This is a genomic window from Pseudomonas sp. JV245A (assembly GCF_032424515.1).
Lineage (GTDB): Bacteria > Pseudomonadota > Gammaproteobacteria > Pseudomonadales > Pseudomonadaceae > Aquipseudomonas > Aquipseudomonas protegens.
Genome location: NZ_VYKE01000054.1, coordinates 17,393 through 33,586, shown reverse-complemented (window position 1 = coordinate 33,586; position 16,194 = coordinate 17,393). Strand labels below are relative to the sequence as shown.

Sequence of the window (16,194 nt, the reverse complement as noted above, 5' to 3'; positions counted from 1 at the left end):
GGCAAAGGCCGGCGGGCAATCAGTTGATCGAGATCATCCGCATCGAACCGGCCTGAGACGGTTCAGACCACGCCCTGGGCCAGCATGGCATCGGCGACCTTGACGAAGCCGGCGATGTTCGCACCCTTCACGTAGTTGATCCGGCCATTCTCTTCGCCATAGTGCACGCAAGCGTGGTGGATCGACTGCATGATGTTGTGCAGCTTGCTGTCCACTTCACCGGCGGTCCACAGCAGGCGCATGGCGTTCTGCGACATTTCCAGGCCACTCACCGCCACGCCACCGGCGTTGGACGCCTTGCCCGGGGCGAAGAGGATACCCGCGTCGATAAAGATATCCACAGCCTCCAGAGTGGTCGGCATGTTGGCACCTTCGGCGACACAGGTGCAGCCGTTGCGCAGCAGGGTACGGGCCGCCTCGGCGTCCAGTTCATTCTGCGTGGCGCAGGGCAAGGCGATATCGCACGGCAGGTCCCACGGAGTCTTGCCGGCGCGGAACTCCAGGCCGAACTGGCTCGCCAGCTCGCTGATACGCCCACGCTGCACGTTCTTGAGTTCCAGTACCGCCAGCCACTGCTCTTCGCTCAGGCCCGACTCGCAATACAGGGTGCCTTCGGAATCGGACAGGGAGATCACCTTGCCACCCAGGTCCATGACCTTGCGCGCCGCATACTGGGCCACGTTGCCGGAGCCGGAGATCGCCACGCGCTTGCCTTCGACCCGATCACCGCGGCGCTTGAGCATTTCCTCGGCGAAGTACACGCAGCCAAAGCCCGTGGCCTCGGGGCGGATCAGGCTGCCGCCGTAGCTGATGCCCTTGCCGGTCAGCACCGACGTGAACTGGTTGCTCAGGCGCTTGTACTGGCCAAAGAGGAAACCGATTTCCCGGGCACCCACGCCGATGTCACCGGCCGGGACGTCAACGTCGGCACCGATATGCCGGTACAGCTCGCTCATGAAGGCCTGGCAGAAGCGCATCACCTCGGCGTCGCTCTTGCCCTTGGGGTTGAAGTCCGAACCGCCCTTGCCGCCGCCCATGGGCAGGGAGGTCAGGGAGTTCTTGAAGGTCTGCTCGAAGGCGAGGAATTTCAGCACGCCCATGTTGACCGAGGGATGGAAGCGCAGGCCGCCCTTGTACGGGCCGATGGCGCTGTTCATCTGGATGCGGAAGCCGCGGTTGACCCGGACCTTGCCCTGATCGTCGACCCACGACACGCGAAACACCACCGCGCGTTCCGGCTCGCAGATCCGCTCGAGAATACCGGAGCTCAAGTAGTGCGGATTGGCTTCGAGAAACGGCCAAAGGCTGCGCAGGACCTCTTCCACCGCCTGATGGAATTCAGGCTGGTCCGGGTCGCGTTTTTTCAGGCGGGCGAGGAAGTCTTCGACGGATTCGATCATGGGAAGTCTCGGCAAATTTATTGTCGTTAAGAAGAGATTTGCCCGGGACTTTATCAATTCAATCCGCACCGCGACAGCGCAAAATGTCGCAGATATGAATTTAAATGGTGCAATAAATATAAATAGCCCGGTTCTACAGGTGTTTTACGCACCGAATTGGTGACAAAAATTGACTGCTTTGCACTCACTTTGAACGTTGAGCCACGCCCCCGAATGAACCGCCCAGGTTTCTGCCAGGCATAAAAAAACGGAGCCCGAAGGCCCCGTTTTTTCAAGCAGCTAACCGATCAGGCCAGCTTCTTGTGCCGTACCCGGTGCGGTTGCGCCGCGGCTTCGCCCAGGCGTTTCTTGCGATCGGCTTCGTACTCGGTGTAGTTGCCTTCGAAGAACACCGCTTGGGAGTCGTCTTCGTACGCCAGGATGTGAGTGGCCACCCGGTCCAGGAACCACCGATCGTGGGAGATCACAATGGCGGCGCCCGGGAAGTCCAGCAGGGCTTCTTCCAGGGAACGCAGGGTTTCAACGTCGAGGTCGTTGGAAGGTTCGTCGAGCAGCAGGACGTTGCCACCCTCCTTCAGGGTCAGGGCCAGGTGCAGGCGGCCGCGCTCACCACCGGACAGGTCCTTGACGAACTTCTGCTGGTCGCCGCCCTTGAAGTTGAAACGGCCGACGTAGGTACGCGACGGGATCTCGTAGTTGCCGATGCGGATCTGGTCGGAGCCGTCGGAGATCTGCTGGAACACGGTCTTGCTGCCGTCCAGGTCCTCACGGCTCTGGTCCACGCAGGCAAGCTGCACGGTTTCACCGATCTCGATGCTGCCCGAATCCGGGGTTTCCTTGCCCATGAGCATGCGGAACAGGGTCGATTTACCGGCACCGTTACCGCCGATCACGCCGACAATGGCGCCCTTGGGCATGGAGAACGACAGGTTGTCGATCAGCACGCGATCGCCGTAGCCCTTGGTGACGTTCTTGAATTCGATGACCTTGTCACCCAGGCGCGGGCCGGCCGGGATGTAGATCTCGTTGGTTTCGCTGCGCTTCTGGAATTCCTGGGACTGCATTTCCTCGAAGCGTTGCAGACGGGCCTTGGATTTCGACTGGCGGGCCTTGGCGCCTTTGCGCACCCACTCCAGCTCTTCCTTCATGGCCTTTTCATGGGCCGACTGCTGCTTGGATTCCTGGGCCAGACGGTCGGACTTGGCTTCCAGCCAACCGGAGTAGTTGCCCTCGTAAGGAATGCCGGCGCCGCGGTCGAGTTCCAGAATCCAGCCGGCAACGTTGTCCAGGAAGTAACGGTCGTGCGTGATCGCAACCACGGTGCCCGGGAAGTCGTGGAGGAAGTGCTCCAGCCAGGCGACGGAGTCGGCGTCCAGGTGGTTGGTGGGTTCGTCGAGCAGCAGCATGTCCGGAGCGGACAGCAGCAGGCGGCACAGGGCCACACGACGCTTCTCGCCACCGGACAGGTGCTCGACCTTGGCGTCCCAGGACGGCAGGCGCAGGGCGTCGGCGGCCACTTCCAGCTGGCGCTCCAGGTTGTGGCCGTCGCTGGCCTGCAGGATGGCTTCCAGCTTGGCCTGCTCGGCGGCCAGCTTGTCGAAGTCGGCATCCGGCTCGGCATAGGCGGCGTAGACCTCGTCCAGGCGCGCCTGGGCGTCCTTGATCACGCTGACCGCTTCCTCGACCACTTCACGCACGGTCTTGGCCGGGTCCAGCTGGGGTTCCTGGGGCAGGTAACCGATGTTCAGGTCCGGCATCGGGCGGGCTTCGCCCTCGAACTCGGTGTCGACGCCGGCCATGATCTTCAGCAGCGTGGACTTGCCCGAACCGTTGAGGCCCAGCACGCCGATCTTGGCGCCAGGGAAAAAGGACAGGGAGATGTTTTTCAGGATTTCCCGCTTCGGCGGAACAACCTTGCCCAGCCGATGCATGGTGAAGACGTATTGAGCCATGGTGAACCTAGCGTCAGTGACAGATGAATAGAACGGGCCGGGCCCGGGCCAGGCCATGCGCTGCGCCGGCATTGACCATGATCAATACCGACGGGCGGAAAAAGCCTGATTGTCTGGAGCTGGAACGCTCCCGCGTAACCGGCAAAACTACCTCAATGCACGATCCAGGTCCAGCCAGGCGGGACTGGCACTTTGCCACAACTCAAGGCATGCTAGCCGCCCTTCGGGCGTCCGGCTTATAGTGCACGTCGCGCCAGCCCAGCCAAACCGCAGGATCACAGCTTGTTCAACGTCACTTCGCCAAAGCCCGCGCGCGCCGCTGCCCCCGGGCCGGCCTATCCTATGCGTGGCACACTCAAAGGCGCACTGGCGACGCTGGTGCTGTTGCTGCTGGCCCTGTTGTTCTGGCAGTTGCTCGATCAACTGCAACAGACCCGCCAGGACCAGCGTCAGCATGCCATCGACTACAGCGCCGACCTGGCCGACCACCTGAGCCTGAACCTGGCGCTCAACGCCCAGATCGCCCTCAATCTGCTGCCCATCATCGAGGCACCGCGAGACAGCCAGCAGCAACAGCAACTGCTTCAGAAACTCCAGCGCTCGCTGCCGGACGTACGCAGCTTTGCCCTGCTGGACAGCAAGGGGCAGATCCTCAGCGACAGCGCCACCGATAGCCAGGACGCCCTGTGGCTCGCCGAGCTGGTCCAGCGCAGCCGTGCCCAACGCTACTACTACAGCAACCCCGCCGATGGCTCGGTGGTGCATGTCCTGCTGCACCAGTCCAGCGGCGGGAGCCGCGGCTACTGGGTCCTGCGCCTGGCTCCAAGCTTTCTGCAGACCCTGGTACGGCAAAGCGAAGAAGGCTTCAAGCCCACCTGGGTGATCGAGAACCGCCTCAGCCACCAGGTGATCAAGCGCGATGAGCGCAGCACTTCGACCCCAGGCATGCTGGATCCCGACGAAATGGCCAGCAGCGTACTGCTGGTGCCCCTGAGCAACAGCGACTGGCAACTGCGCGGCCTGTTCGACCAGCGGGCCGTGCTCGAGGCGCTGCTGCCGGCCTTCATTGGCAAGTGCCTGCTGGGCCTGGCCTTCTCCCTGCTGCCGGTGATCGCCCTGCTGAACATGCGCCGGCGCCAGCGCCAACTGCACGAAGGCCGGCGGCGCTATCAGGACATTTTCGAAGGCACCGGCGTGGCCTTGTGCGTCATGGATATCTCCGGGCTTCCAGGGTTGCTCGACAAGCACAACCTGCACAACAGCGACCAACTCAAGCGCTGGCAGGCCAGCGATCCTGGCCACCGCCTGCAACTGCTCAGTGAATTGCGCATCACCGAGGTCAACCAGGTTGCCCTGCGCCTGCTCAACGTCGAATCCAGCGAGCAGGCCTGGCAACTGCTGATCGAAGGCAGCCCGAAGAACGGCAACGCCATCGGCAGCCAGTTGCTCGAAGCCGTGATCAACCAGCAGAAACAGCTGGAACTGGAGATCAAGCTCAGCGACGCCCAGGGCAACGACCAGCATCTGTGGCTGGTCCTGCGCCTGCCCGAGGCCATCGCGGACTACAGCGCGGTGATCCTCAGCATCAGCGACATCACCAGCCGCAAGCTGATCGAACTTTCACTGCTGGAGCGCGAAGGTTTCTGGTCGGACGTGGTGCGCACCGTGCCCGATCACCTGTACGTACAGGATGTGATCAGCCAGCGGATGATCTTCAGCAACCACCACCTGGGCCAGACCCTGGGCTACAACAAGACCGAGCTGCACCAGATGGGCGAGTACTTCTGGGAAATCCTCCTGCACCCGGAAGACGCCGACCTCTATCACCGCCTGCGCCAGGAGCAGCGGCACTCGGCCTATGCCCAATTGCTGCAATGCCAGTTGCGTTTCCGCCACCGCAGCGGCCAGTGGCGGCGCTTCGAGATCCGCGAGCAGGCCCTGGCCCGGGACCGCTACGACCAGGTGACGCGGATCATCGGCGTAGCCAAGGACATCACCGACCAGATCGAGGCCAGCGAGTCCCTGCGTGACAGCGAGCAGCGCTACCGCATGCTCGCCGAAAGCATCAGCGACGTGATTTTCTCCACCGACAGCAAACTTTCGCTGAACTACGTCAGCCCTTCGGTGCACGCGGTGCTCGGCTACGACGTGGAGTGGATCTTCCAGAACGGCTGGCAGTCGACCATCGCCAACCCGCAGCAGTTGAGCGGCATCTACACCCTCATGGACCGGGTCAGCAAGGCCCTGGACAAACCCGAGCAACTGGCGCAATTGCGCAGCCAGGTGCAGACCCAGCTGTTCCTGTTCGACTGCCTGCGGGCCGATGGCCGCAAGATCCCCATCGAACTGCGCCTGGTACTGGTGTGGGACGAGCATGGCGCCTTCGAGGGCGTGCTCGGGGTCGGCCGCGACATCAGCCAGCAGCGCCGAGCGGAAAAGGACCTGCGCATGGCGGCCACGGTATTCGAGCACTCGACCTCGGCGATCCTGATCACCGACCCCGCCGGCTATATCGTCCAGGCCAACGAGGCGTTCAGCCGGGTCAGCGGCTACGCGGTGTCCCAGGTGCTCGACCAGTTGCCGAACATGCTCACCGTGGACGACCAGCAGGAAGCCCACCTGCGCTATGTACTCAAGCAACTGAACCAGCACAGCACCTGGGAAGGCGAAGTCTGGCTCAAGCGCCGCAATGGCGAGCACTACCCGGCGTGGGTCGGGATCACCGCAGTGCTCGACGATGAAGGCGACCTGGCCAGCTACGTGTGCTTCTTCAGCGACATCAGCGAACGCAAGGCCAGTGAACAGCGCATCCACCGCCTGGCCTACTACGACGCCCTGACCCACCTGCCCAACCGCACTCTGTTCCAGGACCGCCTGCACACCGCCCTGCAATCGGCAGAACGACAGAAGTCCTGGGTGGTGCTGATGTTCCTCGACCTGGACCGCTTCAAGCCGATCAACGACTCCCTGGGCCATGCCGCCGGCGATCGCATGCTCAAGGAAATGGCCACGCGCCTACTGGGCTGCGTCGATGACGACGACACCGTGGCACGCATGGGCGGCGACGAATTCACCCTGCTCCTGCAGCCGCGCTCCAGCCGTGAGATGGCCCTGAACCGGGCGATCCATGTGGCCGAGCAGATTCTCGCCAGCCTGGTCAAACCCTTCGTCCTCGAAGGCCGCGAGTTCTTTGTTACCGCCAGTATCGGCATCGCTCTGAGCCCCCAGGATGGCAACGAGCTGAGCCAGTTGATGAAGAACGCCGACACCGCGATGTACCACGCCAAGGAACGCGGCAAGAACAATTTCCAGTTCTACCAGGCAGACATGAACGCCAGCGCCCTGGAGCGCCTGGAACTGGAAAGCGACCTGCGCCACGCCCTGGAGCAGGAGGAATTCGTGCTTTATTACCAACCGCAGTTCAGCGGTGACGGCAAGCGCCTGACCGGCGCCGAGGCGCTGCTGCGCTGGCGCCACCCGCGTCGCGGCCTGGTACCGCCGGGTGACTTCATTCCGGTGCTCGAAGAACTGGGGCTGGTGGTGGATGTGGGCGACTGGGTGATCAGCGAAGCCTGCCGCCAGCTCAAGTCCTGGCACCAGGCCAAGGTGCGGGTGCCGAAGGTTTCGGTGAACATCTCCGCCCGGCAGTTCTCCGACGGCCAGCTGGGCATGCGCATCGCCACCATCCTCAAGGACACCGGCCTGCCACCGGCGTGCCTGGAGCTGGAACTGACCGAAAGTATCCTGATGCGCGAAGTCAGCGAGGCGATGCAGATTCTCGATGGCCTGAAGAACCTCGGCCTGAGCATCGCGGTGGACGACTTCGGCACCGGCTACTCATCGCTGAACTACCTCAAGCAGTTCCCCATCGACGTACTGAAGATCGACCGCACCTTCGTCGACGGCCTGCCGTCCGGCGAGCAGGATGCGCAGATCGCCCGCGCCATCATCGCCATGGCCCACAGCCTGAACCTGGCGGTGATCGCCGAAGGCGTGGAGACCCACGAACAGCTGGAGTTCCTGCGCGAACATGGCTGCGACGAGGTCCAGGGCTACCTGTTCGGCCGGCCGATGCCGGCCAACCGCTTCGAGGCGCAGTTCAGCAACGACGCCCTGTTCATGTTCGACTAACATCCCCTGCTTGCGTAATTGCCGGCCTGCCGGCGAAGGCGGTCTCAGGGGCCTCTTCGCTGGCAAGCCAGCTCCTATACAAGCCCGTACCCAAGTGAAGGCCACTTGTCTGCGACATGATGTCCTTTCATATGCCATCTAAAACCCATTGGGTTAGAATGCCTCCCTTTTCTGCCCCCGATCCTTGAGGACCGCCATGTTCAGCCGTGATTTGACTATTGCCAAGTACGACGCCGATCTCTTTGCCGCCATGGAGCAAGAAGCTCAGCGCCAGGAAGAGCACATTGAGCTGATCGCTTCGGAAAACTACACCAGCCCAGCGGTGATGGAAGCTCAAGGCTCGGTACTGACCAACAAGTACGCCGAAGGTTACCCGGGCAAGCGTTACTACGGCGGCTGCGAATACGTCGACGTGGTTGAACAGCTGGCCATCGACCGCGCCAAGGAGCTGTTCGGCGCCGACTACGCCAACGTCCAGCCACACGCCGGCTCCCAGGCCAACGCCGCGGTCTACCTGGCCCTGCTGCAAGGTGGCGACACCATCCTGGGCATGAGCCTGGCCCACGGCGGTCACCTGACCCACGGTGCTGCCGTCTCCTCCTCCGGCAAGCTGTACAACGCTGTTCAATACGGCATCGACGCCAACGGCCTGATCGACTACGACGAAGTCGAGCGCCTGGCCCTTGAGCACAAGCCGAAAATGATCGTGGCCGGTTTCTCTGCCTACTCGCAAATCCTCGACTTCCCGCGCTTTCGCGAAATCGCCGACAAGGTCGGTGCCTACCTGTTCGTCGACATGGCCCACGTGGCCGGTCTGGTCGCCGCTGGCGTCTACCCGAACCCGGTGCCATTCGCTGACGTCGTGACCACCACCACCCACAAGACCCTGCGCGGTCCACGTGGCGGCCTGATTCTGGCTCGCGCCAACGCTGACATCGAGAAGAAGCTGAACTCCGCCGTATTCCCTGGCGCCCAGGGCGGCCCACTGGAGCACGTGATCGCCGCCAAGGCCATCTGCTTCAAGGAAGCACTGCAGCCTGAGTTCAAGGCTTACCAGGAACAAGTGGTGAAGAACGCCCAGGCCATGGCCGAAGTGTTCATCGAGCGCGGTTTCGACGTGGTGTCCGGTGGTACCAAGAACCACCTGTTCCTGCTGTCGCTGATCAAGCAGGACATCTCCGGCAAGGACGCTGACGCCGCTCTGGGCAAAGCCTTCATCACCGTAAACAAGAACTCCGTGCCAAACGACCCACGCTCCCCGTTCGTCACCTCCGGCCTGCGCTTCGGTACTCCGGCCGTGACCACTCGTGGCTTCAAGGAAGCCGAGTGCAAGGAACTGGCCGGCTGGATCTGCGACATCCTGGCGGACCTTTCCAACGAAGCGGTGATCGACGCCGTGCGTGAGAAGGTCAAGGCCATCTGCAAGAAGCTGCCGGTATACGGCGCTTAATCAGCCCGCAGACCGCAACAGAAAAAGCCCGGCCCAGTGCCGGGCTTTTTTGTGCCCGCAGGGCCGTGGAGACAGGCGGTGAAAGGAGCCTGCGAGGTCTTGCGAACGCAGGATACCCGGGCGGCTGGTCCGGCCGATCGCAGCCTGCGACAACGGCTACAGTGGCCAGGGGAGGAAAAACCACTGGTCAGACCGGTAAAGCCAATCTGCACCCTCCCCCTTGTAAACCCATAAAACCCGAGCGTAGACTGCGCCTGCACTGGACATACCGGTAAGACCAAAATAATTAAGTCCTCCATCCGTTGCGCGTCCCCCGCGCACGGCAGACAGGACACCGACCAGGATTCCCCCCATGCTCAGATGGTGCTCGCGTTCGATTTTCCTCCAGGTTGTCCTCGGACTGATGCTCGGCATCGTGTGCGGACTCACCCTCCCCGAATACTCCTCCCAGCTCAAACCCCTAGGCGATGGTTTCATCAAGCTGATCAAGATGCTGATCGGGCTGATCGTGTTCTGCGTGGTCGTCAGCGGCATCTCCGGTGCCGGCGACCTGAAAAAGGTCGGCCGCATCGGCCTCAAGTCGGTGATCTACTTCGAGATCCTCACCACCGTGGCCCTGGTGATCGGCCTGATCATGGCCTTCAGCACCGGCATCGGCAGCGGCGCCAACATCCATCTGGAGCAACTGTCCACCGCGGACATGGGCGACATCGCCCAGCGTGGCCAGCACATGCACACCACCACTCAGTTCCTCATGGACCTGATTCCCACCTCCGTGATCGGTGCCTTCGCCGAGAACAACATCCTCCAGGTGCTGCTGTTCTCGGTGCTGTTCGGGAGCGCCCTTAACCTGGTGGGTGAAGCCGCCTCGGGCATCTCCCGGCTGATCAACGAACTGAGCCATGTGATCTTCCGCATCATGGGCATGATCGTGCGTCTGGCGCCCATCGGCGTGTTCGGTGCCATCGCCTTCACCACCAGCAAGTACGGCCTGGATTCGCTGCAGCACCTGGGCAGCCTGGTGGGGCTGTTCTACCTGACCTGCTTTGCCTTCGTCGCGGTGATCCTGGGCCTGGTGATGCGTTTGTCGGGCCTGCGCATGCTGCCCTTTCTCAAGTACCTGCGCGAAGAGTTGCTGATCGTCCTCGGCACCGCTTCCTCCGACGCCGTGCTGCCGCAGATCATGCGCAAGCTGGAACACCTGGGGATCGGCAGTTCCACCGTAGGCCTGGTGATTCCCACCGGCTACTCGTTCAACCTCGACGGCTTCTCCATCTACCTGACCCTGGCCATCGTCTTCATTGCCAACGCCACCGGCACTCCGCTGTCCATGTCGGACCTTTTGACCATTCTTCTGGTGTCGCTGATCACCTCCAAGGGCGCCCACGGCATCCCCGGCTCGGCGCTGGTGATCCTGGCGGCAACCCTGACTGCAATCCCGGCGATTCCGGTGGTGGGCCTGGTGCTGGTGCTGGCGGTGGACTGGTTCATGGGCATTGGCCGCGCCTTGACCAACCTGATCGGCAACTGCGTGGCCACCGTCGCCATCGCCCGCTGGGAAAAGGACATCGACGTGCAGCGGGCCAACAAGGTGCTCAGCGGCCAGCAGGGCTACACCTTCCAGGCCCGAAAACCGGTGACCGGCGCCCACCAGCAGGAATTTTGACCCGATCTTGTGCCTGTCATCGGCAGGCACAACACTCGGCGCGGCAACAGCGCGCTATTAATCGTTCATGGAGTCAACAGTGATCAGCTCGTCAACAGTGGTGAATTCAGTGGTAGAAAAGCTCCGGGCCGCCCTGGCCCGCGGCCAGTGGCGCTCCGGCGACATGCTGCCAGGGCAACGCGAATTGGCCGAGCAACTGGGCATCAGCCGCCCCAGCCTGCGCGAAGCGGTGATCGTCCTGGAGACCCTGGGCCTGGTGCGCTCCATGCCCGGCAAAGGCGTGGTGGTGCTGGACACCCCCCTGGACGAAGCGCAGGGCAGCGACAGTGCAGTGGCCGGGGCCAGCCTCGAAGACGTGCTGCAACTGCGCTACACCCTGGAGCCCTTCATCGTCGGCCTGGTGGCGCAATCCATCAGCAGCAAGGAAGTCGGCCAGTTGCGCCTGACCCTGATGGACATGCGCGAAGCCCTTGAAGCCGGCGACAGCGAAGCCGGGGTCAACGCCTACATCGCCTTCCACGAGGAACTGTTCACCCTGACCAGCAACCCGATCTTCCAGAACGTGGTGCAACAGACCAGCAATGCCCTCAAGCAAAGTGCACAGATCCTGCGCAATTCACCGGAGCACCTGGCCGAACGCCTGGAAGAAAACGAGGCGGTGGTGCGGGCCATCCGCAACAAGAACAGCGCCCTGGCCAGCGCCGAGATGCGCCGGCACATCCTCCAGGAAGGCCAGCGCATGGGCATCGAACTGAATATCCCGGACGATCACCTGGGCAACAGCGCCCAGTAATCCCCCCGAGTCAGCAACCGGACTGGAGACAGGCCATGGTCAGCTACGCCCTGAAAAACAATCCCTTCACCCGGGTGGCCAGCCTGCCAAGGCGCCCTCGGGGCGAAAGGAAGCTGCTGGTGGATGATGTCTACCCGCAGATCTTCGACGCCATTCTCGAACAGCGCATCGCTCCCGGCAGCCGCTTCACCGAAGACAGCCTGGGGCAGGCCTTCGGCGTCAGCCGCAGCATAGTGCGCCAGGTCCTGGCGCGGCTTTCCCATCAGCAAGTGGTGATCCTGCGGCCCAATTACCGGCCCCAGGTGGCGGCGCCGGACCTGGAACAGACCCGGCAGATCCTGCATGCCCGGCGCCTGACGGAAATCACCCTGGTGCGCCTGGCCTGCCAGCAGCCCCGGCGCCAGTTGCAACCCTTGCGCGAGTTGATCGCCCAGGAGCGCGAGGCCATTGCCCGCGACCAGCGCGGGCCGGCTATCCGCCTGTCCGGGGAGTTCCACCTGCAACTGGCGGAAATCGCCGGCAACGGGCCCCTGGCACAGTTCCTCGGCAGCCTGGTGCCCCTGACCTCACTGGCCATCGCCCAGTTCGAGGGCCAGGCCCGCAACTACTGCTCCTGGCAGGAACACTCGAAGATCATCGATGCACTACAGGAGGCCGATGCCGAAAAGGCCGAAACCCTGATGAACCAGCACCTGGCGCACCTGGAGCAGCGCCTGCTGGGCGGCCTGTAGCCGCCATCAGCCCGCGAGCATCCGCTCGAACCCCTGCCGGATCTTCTCTTCCGGCAGATCGTCGGCAATGAACACCATCACGCTCTCGCGCACTTCGCCTTCGGCCCATTCGCTGTCCCAATCGAAGCCATAGAGCGTGAGCACGCCCTGGAACACCATGCGCCGGGGCTCGTCGATAACGCTCAGCACACCTTTGTAGCGCAGCAGTTGCTTGCCGTGGTCTTCCAGCAGCTCATTCATGAATTCGCTCAGGCGATCCAGGTCCAGGGCTTGCTCGGTGCGCAGCACCAGGCTGGAAATCCGGTCCACTGACGGCGCCTTGCTCACTGGCCGCAGGCTGAGGCCGCCCCCCAGGTCGGCATTGAGATTGAATCCCCGCACATCCAGCAGTTCGGCCAGGTCGATCTGGCCGTGCTCCACCAGGCGGATCGGTGCCCGGCGGTTGATCCGGGTCAGGCGCTGGCCGAGGGCTTCGAAAGTCGCCTCGTCCACCAGGTCACGCTTGCTCACCAGCAGCCGGTCGGCAAAACCGATCTGCGCCTGGGCAATGGTCTGGGTCAGGTGGAACTCGGCGTGCTTGGCGTCCACCAGGGTGATGATGCCGTCGAGGATATAGCGTTCGCGCAGTTCCTCATCGATGAAGAAGGTCTGTGCCACCGGCGCCGGATCGGCCAGCCCGGTGCACTCGATCACCAGCCGGTCAAAGGCGATCTCGCCGCTGTCCAGACGCTCCAGCAACAGGTACAGGGCCTTGGTCAGGTCGGTGTGGATAGTGCAGCAGACGCAGCCGTTGGACAGGGTCATGACCTGTACCGGCTGCTCGCCCAGCAACTGGGTGTCGATGCCGGCATCGCTGAATTCGTTCTCGATCACGGCGATCTTCAGGCCGTGCTCGGCCTTGAGCAGGTGGCGCAACAAAGTGGTCTTGCCGGCGCCAAGAAAACCGCTGAGCACGGTCACGGGAATAGGGTTGTGCAAAACAGGATCTCCCACGCATAAAAACGTAGAAGCCGGCTTGTCGGCGATGGCGTCCGAAGAACCGCTATCGCCGGCAAACCGGCTCCTACAGGGGTGTGGCTCAAACGCTGTATTTCAACAGCACTTCGGACCGCCCTTACCGCCGTATCGCGCCTCCTGGCGTTCCCGGAAGAACGCCTCGTACGACATCACCGGCTTGTCCGGGTGCTTGGTTTGCATATGCTCGACGTAGTTGTCGTAGTCGGGCATGCCGACCATCAGGCGCGCGGCCTGACCGAGGTATTTACCGAGGCGACTCAGGTCATTGAACATCGTTGCAATCCTCGAGTTACGCGTCCGGCACGGCCTGATAGGGCGATTCTTTATCCGTACGCTCCTTGCTGCCCCAGGCGGCGATGCCGACCTTGAGCGCGTAGAACAGGATGCTGAACACCACCAGCAGGAACAGGGCTGTCAGGGTCGCGTTGGTGTAGGCGTTGAAGATCACGTGCTGCATCTGCGTGATGTCCTTGGCCGGGGCGATGATCTGGCCGTTGGCCATTGCATCGCTGTATTTCTTCGCCAGCGACAGGAAGCCGATCGCCGGGTTGGCGTCGAACAGCTTGATGAAGCCTGCGGTGGTGGTGCAGATCAGCAGCCACACAGCCGGCAGCAGGGTGACCCAGATGTAGCGCTGGCGCTTCATCTTGATCAGCACCACGGTACCCAGCATCAGGGCGATACCGGCCAGCATCTGGTTGGAGATGCCGAACAGCGGCCACAGGGTGTTGATGCCGCCCAGAGGATCGATCACGCCCTGGTACAGCAGGTAGCCCCAGAGCGCCACGCAGCCTGCGGTGGCAATCAGGTTGGCGGTCCACGACTCGGTGCGTTTCAGCGCCGGAACGAAGGAGCCCAGCAGGTCCTGGAGCATGAAGCGCCCGGCACGGGTACCGGCGTCCACCGCAGTGAGGATGAACAGGGCTTCGAACAGGATCGCGAAGTGGTACCAGAAGGCCATGGTGTTCTCACCCGGCAATACATGGTGGAGGATCTGCGCGATCCCCACTGCCAGGGTCGGCGCGCCGCCGGCACGGGCCAGGATGGTGTTTTCACCGATGTCCTTGGCCACCGCCTGCAGTTGGTCCGGGCTGATCGCAAAACCCCAGCTGCTGACAGTCTGGGCTACCGCTACCACGTCGCCGCCGACGATGGCCGCCGGACTGTTCATGGCGAAGTACACGCCCGGCTCGATCACCGAGGCCGCGACCATGGCCATGATCGCCACGAAGGACTCCATGAGCATGCCGCCGTAGCCGATGTAGCGGGCGTTGGCTTCGTTATCCAGCAGCTTGGGCGTGGTGCCCGAGGAGATCAGCGCATGGAAGCCGGAGACCGCGCCACAGGCGATGGTGATGAACAGGAAGGGGAACAGGCCGCCTTTCCACACCGGGCCGGTGCCGTCGGTGAACTGGGTCAGGGCCGGCATCTTCAGCTCGGGCATGGTGATCAGGATGCCGATCGCCAGAGCGATGATGGTGCCGATCTTGAGGAAGGTCGACAGGTAGTCCCGCGGTGCCAGGATCAGCCACACCGGCAGTACTGCCGCGACGAAACCGTAGCCGATCAGCATCCAGGTGATCTGCACGCCGGTGAAGGTGAACATCTTGCCCCACACCGGATCCGCCGCCACCTGGCCACCCAGCCAGATGGAGCCGAGCAACAGCAGCACGCCGATCAACGAGATCTCACCAATGCGGCCCGGGCGGATGTAGCGCATGTACACGCCCATGAACACCGCGATCGGGATGGTCGCCATCACCGTGAAGATGCCCCACGGGCTCTCGGCCAGGGCCTTGACCACGATCAGCGCCAGCACCGCGAGGATGATGATCATGATCAGGAAGCAGCCGAACAGCGCGATGGTCCCCGGGATACGGCCCATTTCCTCACGGACCATGTCGCCCAGGGAACGGCCGTTACGCCGGGTGGACAGGAACAGCACCATGAAGTCCTGCACCGCACCGGCCAGGACCACCCCGGCAATCAGCCACAGGGTGCCGGGCAGGTAGCCCATCTGCGCCGCCAGCACCGGGCCCACCAGGGGGCCTGCGCCGGCAATGGCCGCGAAGTGGTGACCGAAGAGGATGTGCTTGTTGGTCGGGACGTAGTCCAGACCATCATTGTTGACCACGGCGGGCGTGGCCCGGCCCGGGTCCAGCTGCATCACGTTGTTGGCAATGAACAGACTGTAATACCGGTACGCCACCAGATAGATGGCCACGGCGGCGACCACAATCCACAAGGCGTTGATCGCCTCGCCGCGACGCAATGCAACTACGCCAAGGGCGCAAGCTCCTACGATTGCCAGCAGCAGCCAAGGAACATGGCGCAACAGGCTATTATTATTTTTCATTTTTTTATTCCAGCCAGGAGGATAGAAAAACCGCGTTTCGAGTGTAGCGCTACTGCTCTTAAAGACCACCCCCCACGTTGGTCTAGAGCCTTCTTTTAACTTATGAGGGCGGTTTTTCTTGCTCCCGATCTGCCTGAGCGGCGCCCGCCAGGAAAAAACCGGAACCCTGGGCACTTGCCGACAGTCGCACACTTGAGCCCTGGTGCAGGAACCTCCATGTCAACGCCACCCGAACAACCGCCATTGCCACCGCCACTCCTGTATTTACTGTGCCTGACCCTGGCGCTGTTTCTCAGCGGCTGGCTGCCCTTGCCGCTGCCGGTCAATAACGGCGTGCGCAGCCTGGCAGTGATCCTGATCGTCTTCGGGCAGGGCTTGTCGTTCTGGGCCATGTGGCGTTTCCGGCAACAGCGCACCACCTCCAGCAACTTCGACCAGCCCGACCAGTTGCTCCGCGATGGCCCCTTCGCCATCTCGCGCAACCCGATCAACCTGGGCGACACCCTGGGCTACTGCGCCATTGCCCTGCTGCTGGGCAACCTGTGGCCCTGGCTGTTGCTGCCGGGGCTGCTGTACCTGATGAACCGCACGGTAATCCGCCCGGACGAGAGACAACTGCTGGAGCTCTTTGGCCAGCCCTACCGTGACTACTGCCGCAAGGTCCGGCGCTGGTTGTAGCGACAGGCGCGAACCGGGGT

General features: G+C 62.8%; 11 protein-coding genes. 6 read left to right on the top strand and 5 right to left on the bottom strand.

Annotated features, from left to right (window positions below):
• Positions 1–62: 62 nt before the first annotated feature.
• Positions 63–1,400, bottom strand: coding sequence for an NADP-specific glutamate dehydrogenase (gene gdhA / locus F6S12_RS16555; protein WP_041119950.1), 1,338 nt, complete (start codon positions 1,398–1,400; stop codon positions 63–65).
• A 287-nt stretch (positions 1,401–1,687) separates the two neighbouring features.
• Positions 1,688–3,352, bottom strand: a complete 1,665-nt coding sequence (ettA, locus tag F6S12_RS16550; protein ID WP_315869103.1) for an energy-dependent translational throttle protein EttA — start codon at positions 3,350–3,352, stop codon at positions 1,688–1,690.
• Positions 3,353–3,634: 282 nt separating this feature from the next.
• Between ettA and F6S12_RS16545 the strand changes: the two genes are divergently transcribed.
• The 5 genes from F6S12_RS16545 (at position 3,635) to F6S12_RS16525 (ending at position 12,123) form a co-directional block, all read left to right on the top strand.
• Complete coding sequence (locus tag F6S12_RS16545) at positions 3,635–7,483, top strand: bifunctional diguanylate cyclase/phosphodiesterase (protein WP_053160113.1); 3,849 nt, start codon at positions 3,635–3,637, stop codon at positions 7,481–7,483.
• A 196-nt stretch (positions 7,484–7,679) separates the two neighbouring features.
• On the top strand, positions 7,680–8,933 hold the full coding sequence (gene glyA / locus F6S12_RS16540) for a serine hydroxymethyltransferase (RefSeq protein ID WP_047289336.1): 1,254 nt from the start codon (positions 7,680–7,682) through the stop codon (positions 8,931–8,933).
• A gap of 352 nt (positions 8,934–9,285) precedes the next feature.
• Positions 9,286–10,599, top strand: coding sequence for a C4-dicarboxylate transporter DctA (locus F6S12_RS16535; protein ID WP_015637104.1), 1,314 nt, complete (start codon positions 9,286–9,288; stop codon positions 10,597–10,599).
• 79 nt (positions 10,600–10,678) lie between these two features.
• Positions 10,679–11,392 carry a FadR/GntR family transcriptional regulator gene (locus F6S12_RS16530; protein ID WP_041119954.1) on the top strand — a complete coding sequence of 238 codons (714 nt, stop codon included), beginning with the start codon at positions 10,679–10,681 and terminating at the stop codon, positions 11,390–11,392.
• Between the two features lie 35 nt (positions 11,393–11,427).
• Positions 11,428–12,123: a GntR family transcriptional regulator gene (locus tag F6S12_RS16525; protein ID WP_011063574.1), complete on the top strand. Its 696-nt coding sequence runs from the start codon at positions 11,428–11,430 to the stop codon at positions 12,121–12,123.
• Between the two features lie 6 nt (positions 12,124–12,129).
• Here the strand turns inward: F6S12_RS16525 and yjiA are convergent, their stop codons facing one another.
• The 3 genes from yjiA to F6S12_RS16510 all read right to left on the bottom strand — a co-directional run bounded on the left by yjiA (position 12,130) and on the right by F6S12_RS16510 (position 15,496).
• The gene (gene yjiA / locus F6S12_RS16520) at positions 12,130–13,101 is read right to left on the bottom strand and encodes a GTPase (protein ID WP_152686456.1); all 972 of its coding nucleotides are present in this window, start codon (positions 13,099–13,101) and stop codon (positions 12,130–12,132) included.
• Positions 13,102–13,215: 114 nt separating this feature from the next.
• Positions 13,216–13,413 carry a YbdD/YjiX family protein gene (locus F6S12_RS16515; protein ID WP_007937254.1) on the bottom strand — a complete coding sequence of 66 codons (198 nt, stop codon included), beginning with the start codon at positions 13,411–13,413 and terminating at the stop codon, positions 13,216–13,218.
• A gap of 16 nt (positions 13,414–13,429) precedes the next feature.
• Positions 13,430–15,496 carry a carbon starvation CstA family protein gene (locus F6S12_RS16510; protein ID WP_011063576.1) on the bottom strand — a complete coding sequence of 689 codons (2,067 nt, stop codon included), beginning with the start codon at positions 15,494–15,496 and terminating at the stop codon, positions 13,430–13,432.
• Between the two features lie 216 nt (positions 15,497–15,712).
• On the opposite strand from F6S12_RS16510, the gene F6S12_RS16505 reads away from it, so the two are divergent.
• Positions 15,713–16,174: a methyltransferase family protein gene (locus F6S12_RS16505; RefSeq protein ID WP_015637107.1), complete on the top strand. Its 462-nt coding sequence runs from the start codon at positions 15,713–15,715 to the stop codon at positions 16,172–16,174.
• Positions 16,175–16,194: the final 20 nt, after the last annotated feature.

Excerpts from the sequence above, each read along its gene's own strand:
- gdhA (WP_041119950.1), bottom strand. The coding sequence starts at position 1,400 with ATGATCGAATCCGTCGAAGACTTCCTCGCCCGCCTGAAAAAACGCGAC.
- ettA (WP_315869103.1), bottom strand. The coding sequence starts at position 3,352 with ATGGCTCAATACGTCTTCACCATGCATCGGCTGGGCAAGGTTGTTCCG.
- glyA (WP_047289336.1), top strand. The coding sequence starts at position 7,680 with ATGTTCAGCCGTGATTTGACTATTGCCAAGTACGACGCCGATCTCTTT.
- F6S12_RS16535 (WP_015637104.1), top strand. The coding sequence starts at position 9,286 with ATGCTCAGATGGTGCTCGCGTTCGATTTTCCTCCAGGTTGTCCTCGGA.
- F6S12_RS16525 (WP_011063574.1), top strand. The coding sequence starts at position 11,428 with ATGGTCAGCTACGCCCTGAAAAACAATCCCTTCACCCGGGTGGCCAGC.
- F6S12_RS16515 (WP_007937254.1), bottom strand. The coding sequence starts at position 13,413 with ATGTTCAATGACCTGAGTCGCCTCGGTAAATACCTCGGTCAGGCCGCG.
- F6S12_RS16510 (WP_011063576.1), bottom strand. The coding sequence starts at position 15,496 with ATGAAAAATAATAATAGCCTGTTGCGCCATGTTCCTTGGCTGCTGCTG.
- F6S12_RS16505 (WP_015637107.1), top strand. The coding sequence starts at position 15,713 with ATGTCAACGCCACCCGAACAACCGCCATTGCCACCGCCACTCCTGTAT.